Here is a 16,680-nt window from a genome sequence, read left to right as displayed (position 1 = left end):
CCTGAGCCAGGATCAAACTCTCCAATAAAGTTAGTTTATCTAGCATCTAAAATAAAAATTGACGTTTCACGTTGTTTGTTTCGTTCAGTTTTCAAAGAACTTGTCCGCCGCTTCAGAAGCGACTTCATCATATTAACATCTTCATTTTTCGATGTCAACTAAGTTTTAAAATTTCTTTTTTGTCGTTTTCTGCGTTTCCGCATCAGCGACGTTTATTAATATACCATCACACTTTTTAAATAACAAGTGTTTTTTTATAAAAATATAAAAAAATTATCTACCCTACTTTCTTCTATAGAAATAACTATTATCCTCTCTACTAAAAATAGTTATTCTGATTGTATACTACTACACTTCATTCAACCAAATTGAATTTCACAATACCTTCCCAAATTTTCATTCTCTTCTATATTAAGGTTTATAATAATTATCCTTCTATAAAATAACTATACAAATTAGCCGTAAGAAAAAATCCCATCTACATTAAACAGCCACTCGCGCGCATTATCCCCTTCCTTCTCATTCGAAAATTCCCCCCTACAAATTAACAACATTCCAATCCTAATATAAACTTAAGGATATTGTTAGAATTTTTTTACATTTAATTAATGAAAAATATCCATTTTTTGTTATATAGTAAGAAAGGACGCACTCAACTATAAATAAACCAATGGAGGAATTATTTTATGGATAGGTTAACAAAGTTTTCATTAAAAAACCGAGCTGCCATTATCATCATGATCTTTCTCATTTCCATACTCGGTGTTTATTCCGGCTCTAAATTACCTATGGAATTTTTACCAAGTATCGACAATCCGGCAATTACCGTCACAACCTTATCTCAAGGACTCGACGCTGAAACGATGACAAAGGATGTAACTGATCCTCTCGAAAAACAATTTCGCAATTTAGAACACGTCGACACCATTACTTCTTCTACATACGAGGGATTATCACGTATCGACATTGCGTATACATCAAAAGCAAACATGAAAGATGCAGCACGCGAAGTCGAAAAAGCCGTCAATACAATTAAATTACCTAAAGATGTAACCAAGCCCGTAGTTAGTCAATTAAACACTTCTATGATTCCACTCGCTCAAATTACTATCCAGAAACAAAACGGTTTTTCAAAAGCAGATGAAAAACAAATTGAAAAAGAAATCGTACCACAACTCGAAAACATTGATGGTGTTGCCAACGTTATGTTTTTCGGAAAATCCACCTCTGAATTATCTATCGTACTTGATCCGAACCAATTAAAAAACAAAAACGTAACATCACAGCAGGTACTAACTGTTTTACAAGGAAAAGAAACTTCTACTCCAGCTGGGGCAATTACTGTTAATCAGGAAGAATACAACCTCCGCGTCATTGGGGACATAAAAAATGTAAATGACATTAAAAACATCACTGTGGCACCCCAAGTGAAATTGCAAGACATTGCTCAAATTGAAATTAAACAACACTACGATACAATCTCACATATAAACGGAGAAGAAGGCACAGGATTAATCATCATGAAAGAACCGAGTAAAAATGCAGTTGCCATTGGAAAAGAGATTGATAAAAAAGTTAAAGAGATAGATAAGGAATATAAAGATCAATTTTCTATTAAACTTTTGGCTTCAACCCATGAACAAGTTGAAAATGCTGTTACTAGCATGGGAAAAGAAGTAATACTTGGAGCAATTGCTGCAACTCTAATTATCTTAATCTTTTTACGTAACTTCCGAACAACACTCATCGCTGTTGTCAGTATTCCATTATCTATTTTATTAACACTCTTTTTACTACATCAATCTAACATTACGCTTAACATTTTAACCCTCGGTGGTTTAGCTGTTGCGGTTGGACGTCTCGTCGATGATAGTATCGTTGTCATCGAGAATATTTTCCGCCGTTTACAAAAAGATTCTTTCTCTAAAGATATCATTCTCGATGCAACGAAAGAAGTCGCAGTCGCAATTACTTCTTCTACTTTAACAACGGTCGCTGTTTTTTTACCTATCGGCCTCGTAGCGGGAGCAATCGGAAAATTAATGTTACCTATGGTATTAGCAGTTGTATATTCTATACTATCATCCTTAATCGTTGCACTAACAGTTGTTCCACTTATGGCTTTTTTACTACTCAAAAAAACAAAGCATCGAAAGCCAAATTCTTCATCACGATATGTCGCTACATTAAAGTGGGCTCTTTCTCATAAATTCATTATTCTACTTACTGCATTTTTATTATTTGTAGGATCAATTGCAGCTTATATATTACTACCGAAAGCAAACATAAAATCTGAAGACGACACAATGTTATCTATTAACATGACATTTCCAGCCGATTATAATGCTGAATCTCAAAAACAAAAAGCATTTGATTTTGAAAAGAAATTACTTTCTAATTCAGATATAACAGACGTTATTTTACGAATGGGATCTAGCGCAGAAGATGCACAATGGGGGCAAACAACTAAAAATAACCTCGCTAGTATATTCGTAGTCTTTAAAAAAGGTTCTGATATTGATCAATATATTAAAGAGTTAAAAAAGGAAAATAAAACTTTTGAGCCTGCTGAACTTGATTATATAAAAACAAGTTATTCAAGCTCTGGCGGCGGCAATAACTTACAATTTAACGTAACAGCTACTAACGAAGCGGATTTAAAAGAGGCGGCTACTATCGTTGAAACAAAACTAAAAAGCATGGATGATCTTTCTAAAGTAAAAACAAATTTAGAAGACTCTAAAAAAGAATGGCAAATTCATATTGATCAAACAAAGGCTGAACAACTAGGTTTAACACCAGAAATAGCTGCGCAACAAGTAGCATTCCTTATGAAGAAATCACCTATTGGCGAAATTACAATTAATAACGAAAAAGCTACTATTATGATAGAACACAAAAAAGAAAACATTAATAAACAAGAAGATATTTTAAATACAAACATACTATCACCTATTAATGGACCAATACCTTTAAAAGACATCGCAACTATTTCAGAAAAACAAACGCAAACAGAAATTTTCCATAAAGACGGAAAAGAAACAATCCAAATTACAGCCGAAGCTTCAAATGAAGATTTGAGTAAAGTAAACACAGCAGTAAATAAAGCGATGACTGACTTAGATTTACCTAGTGGTGCAAAAGTAAATATCGCAGGAGCTACTGAATCTATGCAAGAGAATTTTACAGATTTATTCAAAATTATGGGGATTGCAATCGGGATTGTATATTTAATTATGGTTATCACCTTCGGGCAAGCGCGTGCTCCTTTTGCAATCCTATTCTCCTTACCGTTAGCTGCTGTCGGTGGTATTTTAGGATTAATCATTTCACGAACACCTGTTGATGTAAATTCCTTGATCGGCGCATTAATGTTAATCGGGATTGTTGTTACAAACGCTATTGTATTAATAGAAAGAGTCCAACAAAATCGGGAACACGGAATGGAAACTAGAGAAGCCTTACTTGAAGCAGGTTCTACTAGACTACGCCCAATTATTATGACAGCTATTACAACAATCGTTGCTATGCTCCCACTCCTATTTGGCCAATCCCAAGCAGGAAGTATGGTATCAAAAAGTTTAGCCGTCGTCGTCATCGGCGGTTTGGCAGTCTCAACTGCTCTTACATTAGTAGTCGTTCCAGTTATGTATGAACTATTAGATAAAATCGGGAGAAAAAGACGCTCCCGTAGGAAAATAAGCACTTCTACAGAAACACCTGATATTTAAAAACAAAAGGCGTTACCTTCACAAATGAAGATAACGCCTTCTCTCTATTTATTCATAAAATCCATCATTTTTTCCACATATTGCTCTATAGGTTTACTAGAATCCACAATCCAAATTACATCTGTTCTTCTTTATAATTAATCACAAATTCAACAATCATTACATCCATTCCTTCTATATTAAAATACAAAAGAACCCCCTACCTATAAATAGAGAGTTCTTCTTTATAATTTATGCCGCTTTTACCTTTTTCGTTGTTTTACTTTTTCTTTTCGTTCCTGTAAAGCGCTTGTGTAATATAGATGCTATCAAGCGTGAAATAACATTGAATAGTAATACCATAATAATTAATACAGCTGCAGATTTTGTCGCAATCAACTTCGCATCTGGAATAACTCCTTCAGAATTTAATTTCCAAATGTGAACCGCTAATGTTTCAGCTGGTCTAAACGGATTTAAAGGATGCGCAGGACTTGATAAATCCGCTGCTGAATTTAAAATCGGGGATGTTAAACCCGCTGTGTAAATTAATGCTGCCGCTTCCCCAAATATACGACCCGCCGCTAAAATAATCCCTGTAATAATTTGTGGTAATGACGATGGGATAATAATACGAGCGATTGTTTGCCACTTCGTTGCACCTAATCCAAGACTTGCCTCTTTTACATTATGAGGAACTTCTGAAATCGCATTTTCACAAACACGCGTTAAACCTGGTAAATTTAAAATAGTTAAAGCAAGAGCACCACCCATTACTGTGTATCCCCAACCTGTCATTGTAACGAACACTAACAAACCAAATAAACCAACAACAATAGAAGGTAAAGACGCCATCGTCTCTATACATAGACGAACAAAATTTAAAAAACGTCCTTGTTTTGCGTACTCTGCTAAATATATTCCAGCACCTAATCCAAGAGGAATAGATATAATAAGCGTTATAACAAGCATGTAGAAGGAATTGAATAACTGCGGACCAATCCCACCACCAGCTCTTGTATTGCTTGGTTCTCCAAACAAGAAATTAGGATCCCAAAATCCCCATCCCTTTTGTAAAATTTCAAATACTAAGAACACTAGCAAAGCTACAACTAAAGCTGCAACCGCATAAAAGATACCTGTCCAAACTTTATTTACCGTTCTTGCATTCATTATTATCGCTCACCTCTTTGCCCAATCGCTCGAATTACTAAAATAAACAGGAATGAAATAACAAGTAAAATCATCGCTAAAGTCCATAGCGCATTGTTCCAAGCAGTTCCGTTCAATGTATTCGTCATGTCCATTGTTAAAATACCAGTTAACGTCGCTGTCGGACTATATATTCCTTCTGGTAATTTAATCGTATTCCCGATTACCATTTGAACCGCTAGCGCTTCACCAAAAGCACGCGCTAAACCTAAAACAACACCTGTTAAAATCCCTTTCTTCGCAGCAGGAACAATTACTCGGCTAATCGCTTGCCATTTCGTTGATCCTAGACCATAAGAAGCTTCTAAATAATCAAATGGAACAGAACGTATTGCATCAGAAGCGATACTAGCAATAGTAGGTAAAATCATAATACTTAATACAACAATACCTGCAATTAAGCTAAAGCCTACTCCCCCAAACGAATCACGTAATAGTGGTACTAAAATCGTAACACCTAATAATCCGTATACAACCGAAGGAATACCAACTAACAATTCTAGAACAGGCTTCAATACTTTATTTCCAAACTTTGGCGAAATTAAATTCATGAATATAGCAAGAGCTATAGCAATTGGTGCACTAATAATAACCGCGCCTAACGAAACCACCGTTGAACCTACAATGAAAATTAAAGCCCCGAAGGATCCTTGATCAGCATTTGGATTCCATTTTGTCGATGTTAACATCTCAGTAAATGAGATACCACTTTGTGTAAAAGATTGAATACCTTTCCCACAAATAAACGCAATAATAGCTAATGTAATTAAAACAATAAAAATACCACAAAACGTAACAAGTGATCTTCCTATATATTCACTTTTTACGTAATTAATTTGTTTTTTCCCCTTCATCACAGGACAGACCCCACTTCACAGATTGAAATGAACAGGACTGGCCTTGCAGCCAGCCCCATAAAATTTTATTACTTATTTAATTTAGACATTGGAATGTAGCCCATATCTTCTACTTGCTTTTCAAAATCTTTACCTTTTACATAATCGATGTAAGCTTTCGTCGCTTCCTTCGCTTCACCTTTTGTTACCATATATTCGTAAGACCAGAATGGATATTTACCAGACGCAATGTTTTCAACTTTCGGTTCAGCACCATCAATTTTCACTGTTTGTAGTGCGCCTTTTTTCTCGCCGACCATGTAAGACATTGCTAAATAACTCACCGAACCAGGAGTAGAGTTAATCGCTTGCTCTACTGCACCGTTAGAATCTTGTGTTGTACCAGTTCCATCATTAATTTTCGCGTCTTTCATAATCGTTTTTTCAAATGTAGCACGTGTACCAGATGAAGCCGGACGATTAATTACATTGATTTTTTCATCTTTTCCGCCTACTTCTTTCCAGTTTGTTACTTTTCCAGTGAAGATATCTTGTACTTGTTGCATTGTTAAGTTATCAACTTTTACATCTTTATTTACGACAAGAGCGAATGCAATACCCGCTACCTTGTTATCTACTAATTCTTTCGCCTTTTCAGCATCTTTTATTTTATCTCCGGACGGAACATCCGAATTACCAATTTGCACTGCACCAGATGCTACTTGGTTAATCCCAGTTCCACTACCGCCACCTTGAACTTGAATAGAAACTTTTGAATTTTTCTCCATGAATTTCTTTCCAGCTTCCTCCGCAAGAGGTAGAAGAGCTGTAGAACCAGCCGCTGCAATCGTACCTGATAATTCTTGTTTTGTATTATCGCTTCCTTTAGCAGTTTCTTTACTAGTTGTATCTTCTGCTTTCCCACAACCAACTAATGCTCCTGCTACCACTAAAGCTGCTAAAGAAAATTTAATACCTTTTTTCATAACCATGTCTTGTACCCCCATTTGGATTATCACTTTTCGAATTCATTTTCTTTCGAACACAAATTCATTGTAGGACAACAATATTATGTGAGTGTTAAGCAATTTTTAATTTTAAGTAAATGACGATAATAATCCTTAAAAGCTAGAAATCCCAACATTTATAGTTAAATAACCCAACAAAAACCACACTAACTACGCTGCAATGTAAATATATTCTTAACAATGTAAATTCAATGTAAATGTTTTTCTCTCTTTTTCCCTTTTCGTTAAAGTTACATTTACAATTCCGCTGTATTTTGTAATTTTTACACACCTAATTTATGCACATTAAAAATAATTTCAGTAATATTTTTTAGTACAACTAAATAAATTGGAACAATTCTAAAAATAAATGAATATTTTTAAAGTACTAATTGACAACATAATCCAATGTAGTCTACTATATTACTAACAAAAAGTTTACCTTAGGAAACTTTTTAAACTCAAACTAAAAATATAGAGATGAGGTAACTTTTATGGTATCGGCTAATATAAAACCACTTTCCGAATTTAAAATAGGAGAGTTTGTACAAATTGAGAAGATACAATTAGAAGGAACTATGAAACGACGCTTATTAGATTTGGGATTTATCCCGGGGGCGACGATTAAAGTATTGCAACGCAGTCCACTTGGAGATCCGGTCGCTTATCAAGTGAGCAACACAACTATTGCACTGCGTAAAGAAGAAAGCTCCCTTATTTTCGGGGTATTAATAGGAGATGATTTCAGATGAGCAAACATCGTATCGCTTTAGCTGGTAACCCGAATACAGGGAAAAGTACATTATTTAATACTTTAACAGGCTTAAAACAACATACTGGAAACTGGACGGGAAAAACTGTTTTAAAAGCTGAAGGAGAATATGAACATAACGGAAGTAATTATACATTAATAGATTTACCGGGAACTTACTCACTATACTCAAATTCCGCAGACGAAGAAGTAGCGAGGGATTATATTATATTTGAAAAACCAGAAGTAACTGTAGTTGTTATAGACGCAACTGCTATGGAAAGAAATTTAAATTTAGCACTCCAGGTGATGGAGATGACAAATAATGTAGTCATTTGCATTAACTTAATTGATGAAGCCGAGAAAAAAGGGATTGTTATCGATGAAAAGAAATTAGCAAAATCACTTGGTGTACCTGTCGTTAAAATTTCAGCACGTAACCGAGTAGGTATTGGTCATTTGCTAAATGTTATTGCAAGAGTAGCAAATAAAAAACTAATTCCAACACCAATTAAAATTACTTACAGCGAAAAAATTGAAAATATGATTCAGGAATTAGAACCACAAATTTATAAAGTGTTCGGTGATACGTATCCAGCACGTTGGATTGCGTTACGTATATTAGATGGAGATAAAAATTTCTTAACTACACTTCAAAAACACCATAATGAACCACTTGTAAGGGAGGTCGTAATTAATGGAATCTCACTCAGCCAGTAAAGGTCTTCCATTAGACTATATTATTCAACATGCACAAACACTTTCAAAAGAAGATATACGAGATGATATAGTCGGAGATATTTACCGAACATCTGCAAGCATATGTAAAGAATCTGTCCAATATACAAATACTGATAAATTATATCGTTCCGAAAAACTAGATAAAATTTTCACATCTCCAATCTGGGGATTCCCAATTATGCTCGGTATTTTATCTATTATTTTTTATCTTACAATTGCAGGCGCTAACGTACCATCTGATATGATTGCCGAATTCTTCGGATGGGCCGAAGGATATTTAACATCTTGGTTCCAAGCAGCGCATGCACCTGAATGGTTACATGGCATTTTAATACTTGGTTTGTTCCGTGGTATCGGTGCTGTTATTAGCGTTATGTTACCACCTATGGCAATCTTTTTCCCTATGTTCGCGCTATTAGAAAACTACGGATACTTACCACGTGTCGCGTTTAATATGGACCGCTTATTCAAACGATCCGGCGCACACGGGAAACAATCTTTAACAATGGCAATGGGATTTGGTTGTAATGCAGCAGCCATTATGTCAACACGTATCATTGAATCACCACGTGAACGTATGCTAGCAATTTTAACGAACAACTTCGTTCCTTGTAACGGTCGCTGGCCTATGTTAATTTTAATGGCTTCACTATTTATGGCTGCTGGTTATACAGGCAGTATGCAAACATTGGTTACTGCTGGCGTTGTAGTTGGAATGGTTGTAATTGGTGTTATTATGACATTAACTGTTTCTTGGGTACTATCAAAGACAGCCTTAAAAGGGATTCCAACTCACTACACACTTGAGTTACCTCCGTACCGCAAGCCAAAAGTTTGGAATACCATTGTTCGCGCAACACTCGATAAATCAATCTATGTTTTAAAACGAGCTATAGTTGTTGCTGCCCCTGCGGCTGCATTAACTTGGTTACTTGCTAACATTTTTATCGGTGACACAAGCTTACTTATGTATTTTGTAAACTTCCTAGATCCATTTGCTAAAATGTTAGGACTTGACGGGTTTATTCTAGCTGCATTCATTCTTGGACTACCCGCTAATGAAATTGTAATCCCAATTTTATTAATGTCTTACTTATCAACTGGGGCTTTAACTGAAATAGATGATTTTAATCAAATTAAAAATCTATTCCTAGAAAATGGTTGGACTTGGTTAACAGCGTTAAACACAATGTTGTTCTCACTTCTTCATTTCCCGTGCGGAACAACACTTGTTAATATATACAAAGAAACAAAAAGTGCAAAATGGACATTCTTATCGTTTGCAATCCCTACCGTTATCGCCATTGTTGTTACATTCCTCTCTACACAATTGGTACATTGGTTAGGGCTTGTATAAAGCAAAGCATACATAGAAGGTATCCCCCTTCACATATGCTTTGCACGAAAGAAACCTGAAATTATTCAGGTTTCTTTTTTTGCACATCAGTATTCCACGGCTGTGCTCCATACGTTGTGAGTTTTTTATGAATAAAATATATAGTTCCTGGAAGAACTGCCATTAATACCGTGCAACTAATTCCTAATCCAGTAAACAACTTTCATCACCTTATTTCACTCTTTTCGGTAAAGCTGAACCTGAATGTTCAATTGTTGGATGAACATGAACAGTAATTTCAGCATTACTAAAGTAATTTTCGCCTTGATCCCAATTCTTACTTATTTTTGTCCACTCTTTATAATTATGTCGCTTATACACTTCCCCTAACTCTAATACATCTACCTTATATTTTTTTTGAACAAGCTTAATCGATTTTTGAATACGCTCCTCCATTTCTTCCGATATATCCTTCTCTAAACGCTTTTCATTCAAAACCTTTTTATGATCACTGAAATGCAACTCAGCCAATGTGCCTTCCAGAGATAAATGAATATCAAACTTTGGTTTTGTAGCATTCGTTGTGGATACTTTAATTTTTCGACGTAACTTATGAATTTCATATGTAATAAGTTGATTCTTTTTACGGATGGTAAAAAAACCTCCAATTTTTTTGCCTATTATATAATTCATCCCTAATGTTTCTTCCCCACTCAAATTGCCTACACATTTATTATCCTTTCCACGAAACAATGCTGCACCGTTCATTTGTACCCCTTGTTTTGTCAGTTCAAGAATAGGTAATACAAAACTGCGGTTAGAGATCATCTTCTCCTGTACCTCCCCAATTCTTGCAGCCTCAATCATTTGGGCATTTTTCGGAGGGTGTTCAGCTAACATATCAATATACTGCGCCGGTAAATTTTCAGGCTTGGCACTTTGTTTTAAAATAGCTTCTGCATTTTTCTTAGAAACGAACAAACGAATATTTCTTCTCATTTCATGATCGCGAATATATACATCTAACGTATTTTGTAAAATGTATGGATGTGAAAGTAATTCTTCAGAGAAAATAATCACTTGTATATGAGGGAAAAATAATGTACGGCTAATTTTTTTAGCGATTATTCTTATTTGTTCAAATACACTATCTGCTTTTGCACTAACATTAATATAATTTTCGCTATCCCCACCCCCTTGTCCACCCTGTTGAGACAATTTACTGGGGAGTACCATCTGATAGGTCCCTTTCATAATTGGATTCGCTTTCTTCTCCTTCACGATATCGTAAGCCGCTCCTACTACAAATCCTCTTTCTTCTATCTCTTCTAACTCAGAACACCCACTCATAAATCCAGTTAAAGCCATAACCATTATAATTTTAAGAAGGTGTTTCATTTCCACCATTCCTTCTTTTTATTTTATATACAATTAAAACGAGCAAAGGTGCTAACACAACACACCCCATATCTATCCAAGCTAAATAAGTCCCATAACTTGATAAAGCATTCAAACTACTAGGTATCATATTCGCCATAAAAATAATTGGGGCACTTACGAAAATAAAAATATGTTTCTTCACTTTCGGAAACATAGCACAAAACAATAAAGATGCGACATCATAGTACATTGCTGTCGTGTTATAAATAGTAATAATCCAAGTCGTAAAAAAAATCGCATCAAACCTTTCTAAAAATCCTCCACCAATTTCAATTTCTTTCCCTAATTCAATTGTTGGATATGTCAATCCACGTGTTGTCATATACGTAAAAACACTAATACAAGTTACATAAATTAAAATGTATGACAGCACGTTTACCATCACCGCTTTCGCGACTGCCATCGGCGCTTTTTTCGCTGTCTTATCATTCAGCAACACCGCATAAAATAAAGCTACTTCAAATCCAATAAACGTAAAAATAGAATTTTTAACTCCAACAGCATATTGATTTACTTTCGTTTGAAAAGCTGGTAGTAAATTATTTATTTCCATTAAATTTATATTCAATAAAGAAAGAAGTACTATCGCAATTAAAACAATAGGTAAGAATAAAACATTTAACCTTAATAAGGCTGCTCTTGATCCTGCTATTCCATAAATAACAACTAATAAGAAGAAGAAAGACAGTAGTTGTATTGGTGTATCACTAAATAAATACGTTTGAGAAATAACTGAAATCATTCGCGATTCATATGCTGTCAAAGCAGCAAACGTTAATACTAAAATACAACTAATTGTGTATGCAACAGGCTTCGTCAAATGCGCACTCGTATATTGAACAAAATTTTGTTTTGGAAATAAGATAGCCACTCTCGTCACAAACCAGCCTAAAACTGCGCAAATCAATCCACCCAAAAGCAAGATAATCCAACCGTCCGAAAATAAAGTTTGGTTAGCGATATCTCTCGGCATAGACAATGCCCCTATACCAATAATGGTCGATGATACCGCAAACCCAATTTCCCGAGATCCAATCTCTTCATCGCCATACTCAAATGGTTTCACTTATTTTCGCTCCTTTGGACGTATTGTAGAATCTTTTGTTTGTAAGTACTCTGGTCTATCTTTCAACATCGATTTTGGCATGCGAATAAATTCTTCTTTCCAATCTTTATAAAATGCAGGAGCAATGGGAGTTGTATACGGTATACCAACACTTGTTAAATTTGTAATATGAATAGCAAGTGCAATCAGAGCTAGAATGATCCCATACAGTCCAAAAGCCGTTGCAGCTAATACAAAGACGAAAAGTAAAATTCGGAACGTAATCGTAATACTATATACAGGAAGCGAGAACGTAGCAATCGCAGTAACTGCAATAATAATAACTAAAAACGGATTTACAATCCCTGCATTTACCGCAGCTTCTCCAATTACAAGACCTCCTACAATCCCTATCGTTTGTCCCATTGGTTTGGGCAATCGGATTCCAGCTTCTCGTATTAATTCCATAGTCAAGGCCATCATTAACGTTTCAATATATGCTGGAAACGGAACACCTTCCCTCGCACCTGCAATTGAATAAGCCAGTTTAGAAGGAATAAGTCCTTGATGATAAGATACAAGTGCTACATACATAGCTGGTAACAAAACCGCGATTATACCTGAACCCATACGTAAAAATCTTAGTAACGTTCCAATCACCCAGCGCTCGTAATGATCTTCTACAGATTGAAAAATATCAACAAACACAAGCGGTGCAATAAGAGCAAACGGAGATCCGTCTACTAAAATGGCCGCTTTTCCCTTCGCTAATGACGCTATAATATTATCTGGCCTCTCTGTATTCAAAAACTGTGGAAATGGAGATAAATTATTATCCTGAATTAATTGTTCAATCGTACCTGTTTCCAAAATAACATCTGTCACTATTGATTGAAGACGGCGATCTAACTCTTTTACAATGTGAGGATTAATAATATCTTCTATATATACTAGGGTTACTTCTTTCTGCGATCGCTTCCCCATAATATAAGATTGGAACCTCAACTTTGGATCGCGTAAACTGCGTCGGATTAACATTTTATTCACATTAATATCTTCATTTAATCCAACTCTTGGTCCGCGTATTAAATCTTCTGTCACTGGTGGCTCTAAACTTCTCTTCTCCCAAGCCCTACTATTAATAACGATAGCAGTTTGAATATTATCAATTAATATAACTGTATCTCCCGCTAAAATCGCATTTATAATATCCGGAAACGTTGTCTTCTTACCCACTTCCGCAATAGAAATAAAACGATCCAATAACGTCTGAACGACAGCCGCTTCATTTTGCACTTCTTCATATTGAAGAGTACGAACTACATATTTATAAACATTATCCTTGTCTGTTAACCCACATAAAAACACAACCGCACAACGTGTAAAACTCCCAGCAAGAACAACTTCTCTAATTGTTAAATCATTAGGTGAACCTAACTCATCCCTAATTTCTTTCATAACTTCAAATAAGTTACCTTCAAGCTCTAACAATTTCCCCACCTAACTTCCTTTTCAACAAGTTTTTAGTTAGATTCCGCTAATTGAAGAAAATATATACAAAAAAGAGCTATCTCTTTTCAAAGATAGCTCTAATAAAGTAAAACTTTAATCAGCCCTCACCAATCGGACTTTTACAGGCAGCAGGGCCCCTACCTAACTTCTTTGCTTCCGCTGAATTTTGAGTTGAGGGTCTTACTGCCCGTTAATGCGGGATAAACGAATTACTTTTCTACTATTATATTGTTTTTCTTTATAGATACACTTTTTGTAAATCCACTAACTACAAACATCACAATCATATTAATTAACAATGCGACTATGCCTACATTCAAATCTTTTATATACTGCGGGAAACTCGGAAACATTGTGGCTATAGTTGAACCAGATAAGGTAATATATGCGACCACTAACAGCCCAACTCCTATTCCTGCAATCGCTCCTTGCTTCGTAATAATTTGGCGTGGAAACAAGCTACATACAAGTGCAGGGAAAAGTTGTGTAACAATACTGTATCCCATTAATAGAAGCGCTCCTATCGTTTCTCCTCCTTTAAATGTAAATAAAACTGCCACGAGCGTTACTACAGGCACAAATAATTTTGCCATCTTAGCAACTTGTCTATCTGAAGCAGATGGAACTATCGTTCGATAAATATTTTTCGCTAACAGTGTAGAAGCCGCCATAACAAGCATCGAACCCGGAACCAATGCCGTTAATACTCCCGCACTACCAATAATTCCAATAAACCAAGGATCAAAAGTTTGTAAAGCAAGACGGAATAACGAAAGATCTACATCCGCTCCCTTTAACCCAGGAACTTGCAATATAGCAGCAAATCCTGCAAAAAATACGAAAAGTAAAACTAAAGAATACAATGGCATAATTGCTGCATTTTTACGAAATACTTTTTCATTTTTTGCAGAAAAAGCAGAAGCAAATGTATGAGGCCACATATAAAAACCGAGGGCCGTTAATATAATAGTAGAAACAAACCAAGAAATACTCATTCCTTCTTCAGGTAAAGATAAAAATCCCGGTTTCGCTGCCTCTACAGCCTCAAACATCGGCTGAAATCCTCCATAATAATGATACGGTAAATATATACCTAAAAACATAACGATAAACAGTATCATAATATCCTTCAAAGCAGCCGTCCAAGCCGAACCATGTATACCTGAAACCATTACATATATAGTTATAACAATAGCACCAATCCAAACCGCAACAACAGGTGACACCCTTCCGTAAGAAGCTTCTGAAACGATAATTCCCAGTCCTTTTAACTGTAAAACAAGATATGGGATGATGGAAACAACACCAACAATTGAAACAATAATCCCAAGCGCTTTACTTCTATATTTCTTCGCAAAAAAATCCGACTGTGAAACAAGGTTATGCTCTTTCGCATACTTCCAAATCGGTGGCAATAAAAAATACGATAAAAGATAAGCTAAAGCGCCATAGCCTAAAATATAAAAGGTAGGTGCTCCTTTACTATACGCCCAGCCACTTCCTCCCAAAAATGTAAACGTCGTATAAATTTCACCTGCCATAAGGAGAAAAACAAAAATAGTGCCAAACCCTCTTCCCCCAACTGACCATTGCTCTAAATTCATATCTTTTCCATGTTGTGCCCGAATCCCTAAAAATAGTGCGAGAAACAAAAATAAAATAATGATAAGTAATGCAGTCATTTTACATCCTCCTTATTAGCAGGATCAAACACGTACACAAGCCCCATACAAAAAGATGTAATAAACACTGATAATAATACCCAAAATAATAAAAATGGCATCCCTAATACGTAAGGAGTAACTGAATTCGCAAATATTGGCCCAACTACTAAACAAAGAACTGGGATAAGCGCTAGAATGTGTATTTTCTTCATCTCATTCTCCTTTACTTATAAAGTTCATAATGGCTGATACAAAGACTTCCACTCCAATCGGTAATGCATCTTCGTCAATCGTAAAACGAGGGTGATGGTGAGGATATATAATACCTTTCTCTTTATTTCCCGCTCCGATAAAAAAGAATGTCCCCGGTGCCTTTTGTAAAAACGCTGAAAAATCTTCTCCAGCCATCGTCGGCTGTAAACGAACAACTCTATCCCTTCCATAAAGTTGTAATGCCGTTTGTTCAATAAGCTCTGTAGCTTCATAGTCATTTACAACTGGTCGATACCCATATTCATATGAAAATGTATATTTCGCTCCGTAAGATTCCGTAATATGCTTCACAATCCGCTCAATCTTCTTCTCTGTTTCACCTCGTAATTCATGTCTTAAACTTCTCACTGTCCCTTCAATCTCGGCTTGCTCTGGTATTACATTATGAGTTGTCCCCGCATGAAATTGCGTAACAGATATTACGAGAGAATCTAATGGATTCGTGAGGCGAGATACAATTTGCTGAAGTTGCGAAACGACTTGTGTTCCAATTGCAATACTATCCACCGTTTCATGAGGGATTCCAGCATGTCCACCTTTTCCCTCTATCTTAATTTTAAAAACATCCGGTGCAGCCATTGCAGGACCATAAATAACACCTATTTTCCCAACCTCTAATGACGCCCAAAGGTGAGCACCAATAATATAATCCACACCTTCCATTACACCTGCAGCAACCATCTCCTCTGCACCACCAGGAAAATTCTCTTCAGCATGTTGGAATAGAAAACGAATCTCTCCTTTAATCTTCTCTCTTTCTTCTACTAACTTATGTACAACCCCAAGTAATATCGCTATATGTCCATCATGACCACATGCATGCATTACACCTTTATATATAGAAATAAAATCAAACTCATTTTCTTCATGAATAGGAAGAGCATCCATATCGGCTCGAATCGCAACTGTTTTGCCCGGATGTTTACCTACTAACTTTGCCATCACACTATATTTAGTCGGCCGTGACACTTCTAAATATGGGAATTTCCGAAGTATATCGAACACAAACTGCGATGTTTTCTCTTCTTGAAAAGATAACTCTGGATACTTATGAAAATGCCTTCTCCACTCAACCAACTGATTTTTTGACAAAACAAGTTCCTTTGCAACATCCATTTCTCTTCTCCCCTTCTTCACCAAGTTAAATGTTATT

14 protein-coding genes and 1 rRNA gene (1 of these 15 only partly in view) are annotated in these 16,680 nt (G+C 35.7%); 4 read left to right on the top strand and 11 right to left on the bottom strand.

Translation table 11 applies throughout. From position 1 onward, the window contains the following. Nucleotides 1-28, bottom strand: a 16S ribosomal RNA gene (locus BHV55_RS03755); it reaches 1,524 nt to the left of the window's first position. Between the two features lie 658 nt (nt 29-686). Here BHV55_RS03755 and BHV55_RS03750 point away from each other — a divergent pair. Further along, on the top strand, nt 687-3,731 hold the full coding sequence (locus tag BHV55_RS03750; RefSeq protein WP_000375534.1) for an efflux RND transporter permease subunit: 3,045 nt from the start codon (nt 687-689) through the stop codon (nt 3,729-3,731). Between the two features lie 231 nt (nt 3,732-3,962). Here BHV55_RS03750 and pstA read toward each other — a convergent pair whose 3' ends face one another. The 3 genes from pstA to BHV55_RS03735 all read right to left on the bottom strand — a co-directional run bounded on the left by pstA (nt 3,963) and on the right by BHV55_RS03735 (nt 6,750). Next, nucleotides 3,963-4,883: a phosphate ABC transporter permease PstA gene (pstA, locus tag BHV55_RS03745; protein ID WP_000994140.1), complete on the bottom strand. Its 921-nt coding sequence runs from the start codon at nt 4,881-4,883 to the stop codon at nt 3,963-3,965. 2 nt (nt 4,884-4,885) lie between these two features. Then, on the bottom strand, nt 4,886-5,776 hold the full coding sequence (gene pstC / locus BHV55_RS03740; protein WP_000676676.1) for a phosphate ABC transporter permease subunit PstC: 891 nt from the start codon (nt 5,774-5,776) through the stop codon (nt 4,886-4,888). Nucleotides 5,777-5,847: 71 nt separating this feature from the next. Further along, nucleotides 5,848-6,750, bottom strand: coding sequence for a phosphate ABC transporter substrate-binding protein PstS family protein (locus tag BHV55_RS03735; protein ID WP_000245109.1), 903 nt, complete (start codon nt 6,748-6,750; stop codon nt 5,848-5,850). 509 nt (nt 6,751-7,259) lie between these two features. Between BHV55_RS03735 and BHV55_RS03730 the strand changes: the two genes are divergently transcribed. Genes BHV55_RS03730 through BHV55_RS03720 form a run of 3 tightly spaced genes read left to right on the top strand, consistent with a single transcriptional unit; the run spans nt 7,260 to nt 9,614 of the window. Further along, nucleotides 7,260-7,517, top strand: coding sequence for a FeoA family protein (locus BHV55_RS03730; protein ID WP_000252982.1), 258 nt, complete (start codon nt 7,260-7,262; stop codon nt 7,515-7,517). Further along, nucleotides 7,514-8,236 carry a FeoB small GTPase domain-containing protein gene (locus BHV55_RS03725; protein WP_000033868.1) on the top strand — a complete coding sequence of 241 codons (723 nt, stop codon included), beginning with the start codon at nt 7,514-7,516 and terminating at the stop codon, nt 8,234-8,236. Before BHV55_RS03730 ends, BHV55_RS03725 begins: the two co-directional genes overlap by 4 nt. Further along, nucleotides 8,214-9,614, top strand: a complete 1,401-nt coding sequence (locus BHV55_RS03720; RefSeq protein ID WP_000443624.1) for a nucleoside recognition domain-containing protein — start codon at nt 8,214-8,216, stop codon at nt 9,612-9,614. Before BHV55_RS03725 ends, BHV55_RS03720 begins: the two co-directional genes overlap by 23 nt. A gap of 61 nt (nt 9,615-9,675) precedes the next feature. On the opposite strand, the gene BHV55_RS03715 is transcribed toward BHV55_RS03720, so the two are convergent. From BHV55_RS03715 to BHV55_RS03685, 7 genes are all read right to left on the bottom strand, one after another. Beyond that, complete coding sequence (locus BHV55_RS03715; RefSeq protein WP_070758180.1) at nt 9,676-9,813, bottom strand: hypothetical protein; 138 nt, start codon at nt 9,811-9,813, stop codon at nt 9,676-9,678. A gap of 11 nt (nt 9,814-9,824) precedes the next feature. Next, nucleotides 9,825-10,991 (bottom strand): spore germination protein GerLC, encoded by a 1,167-nt coding sequence (gene gerLC / locus BHV55_RS03710; RefSeq protein ID WP_000681627.1) that lies wholly within the window; start codon nt 10,989-10,991, stop codon nt 9,825-9,827. Further along, nucleotides 10,975-12,099 (bottom strand): spore germination protein GerLB, encoded by a 1,125-nt coding sequence (gene gerLB / locus BHV55_RS03705; protein WP_070758182.1) that lies wholly within the window; start codon nt 12,097-12,099, stop codon nt 10,975-10,977. Before gerLB ends, gerLC begins: the two co-directional genes overlap by 17 nt. After that, on the bottom strand, nt 12,100-13,578 hold the full coding sequence (gene gerLA / locus BHV55_RS03700; protein WP_139147433.1) for a spore germination protein GerLA: 1,479 nt from the start codon (nt 13,576-13,578) through the stop codon (nt 12,100-12,102). 221 nt (nt 13,579-13,799) lie between these two features. Further along, nucleotides 13,800-15,272 (bottom strand): sodium:solute symporter family protein, encoded by a 1,473-nt coding sequence (locus BHV55_RS03695; protein ID WP_000125929.1) that lies wholly within the window; start codon nt 15,270-15,272, stop codon nt 13,800-13,802. Beyond that, nucleotides 15,269-15,466 carry a DUF3311 domain-containing protein gene (locus tag BHV55_RS03690; protein ID WP_000719833.1) on the bottom strand — a complete coding sequence of 66 codons (198 nt, stop codon included), beginning with the start codon at nt 15,464-15,466 and terminating at the stop codon, nt 15,269-15,271. Before BHV55_RS03690 ends, BHV55_RS03695 begins: the two co-directional genes overlap by 4 nt. 1 nt (nt 15,467) lies before the next feature. Beyond that, entirely contained in the window at nt 15,468-16,643 is a 1,176-nt protein-coding gene (locus BHV55_RS03685; RefSeq protein ID WP_000382127.1) for an amidohydrolase, read from the bottom strand. Nucleotides 16,644-16,680: the final 37 nt, after the last annotated feature.

The organism is Bacillus sp. RZ2MS9 (genome assembly GCF_001816185.2).
Classification (GTDB): domain Bacteria; phylum Bacillota; class Bacilli; order Bacillales; family Bacillaceae_G; genus Bacillus_A; species Bacillus_A cereus.
The sequence above is the reverse complement of the archived record's forward strand: the minus strand, read 5'-3'. Positions and strand labels throughout refer to the sequence as shown.

What these genes read in the sequence shown, in the direction of transcription:
- BHV55_RS03735 (WP_000245109.1), bottom strand. Translation starts at nt 6,750, where the DNA reads ATGGTTATGAAAAAAGGTATTAAATTTTCTTTAGCAGCTTTAGTGGTA.
- pstC (WP_000676676.1), bottom strand. Translation starts at nt 5,776, where the DNA reads ATGAAGGGGAAAAAACAAATTAATTACGTAAAAAGTGAATATATAGGA.
- BHV55_RS03750 (WP_000375534.1), top strand. Translation starts at nt 687, where the DNA reads ATGGATAGGTTAACAAAGTTTTCATTAAAAAACCGAGCTGCCATTATC.
- BHV55_RS03685 (WP_000382127.1), bottom strand. Translation starts at nt 16,643, where the DNA reads ATGGATGTTGCAAAGGAACTTGTTTTGTCAAAAAATCAGTTGGTTGAG.
- pstA (WP_000994140.1), bottom strand. Translation starts at nt 4,883, where the DNA reads ATGAATGCAAGAACGGTAAATAAAGTTTGGACAGGTATCTTTTATGCG.
- BHV55_RS03725 (WP_000033868.1), top strand. Translation starts at nt 7,514, where the DNA reads ATGAGCAAACATCGTATCGCTTTAGCTGGTAACCCGAATACAGGGAAA.
- BHV55_RS03690 (WP_000719833.1), bottom strand. Translation starts at nt 15,466, where the DNA reads ATGAAGAAAATACACATTCTAGCGCTTATCCCAGTTCTTTGTTTAGTA.
- BHV55_RS03720 (WP_000443624.1), top strand. Translation starts at nt 8,214, where the DNA reads ATGGAATCTCACTCAGCCAGTAAAGGTCTTCCATTAGACTATATTATT.
- gerLC (WP_000681627.1), bottom strand. Translation starts at nt 10,991, where the DNA reads ATGAAACACCTTCTTAAAATTATAATGGTTATGGCTTTAACTGGATTT.
- BHV55_RS03695 (WP_000125929.1), bottom strand. Translation starts at nt 15,272, where the DNA reads ATGACTGCATTACTTATCATTATTTTATTTTTGTTTCTCGCACTATTT.
- BHV55_RS03730 (WP_000252982.1), top strand. Translation starts at nt 7,260, where the DNA reads ATGGTATCGGCTAATATAAAACCACTTTCCGAATTTAAAATAGGAGAG.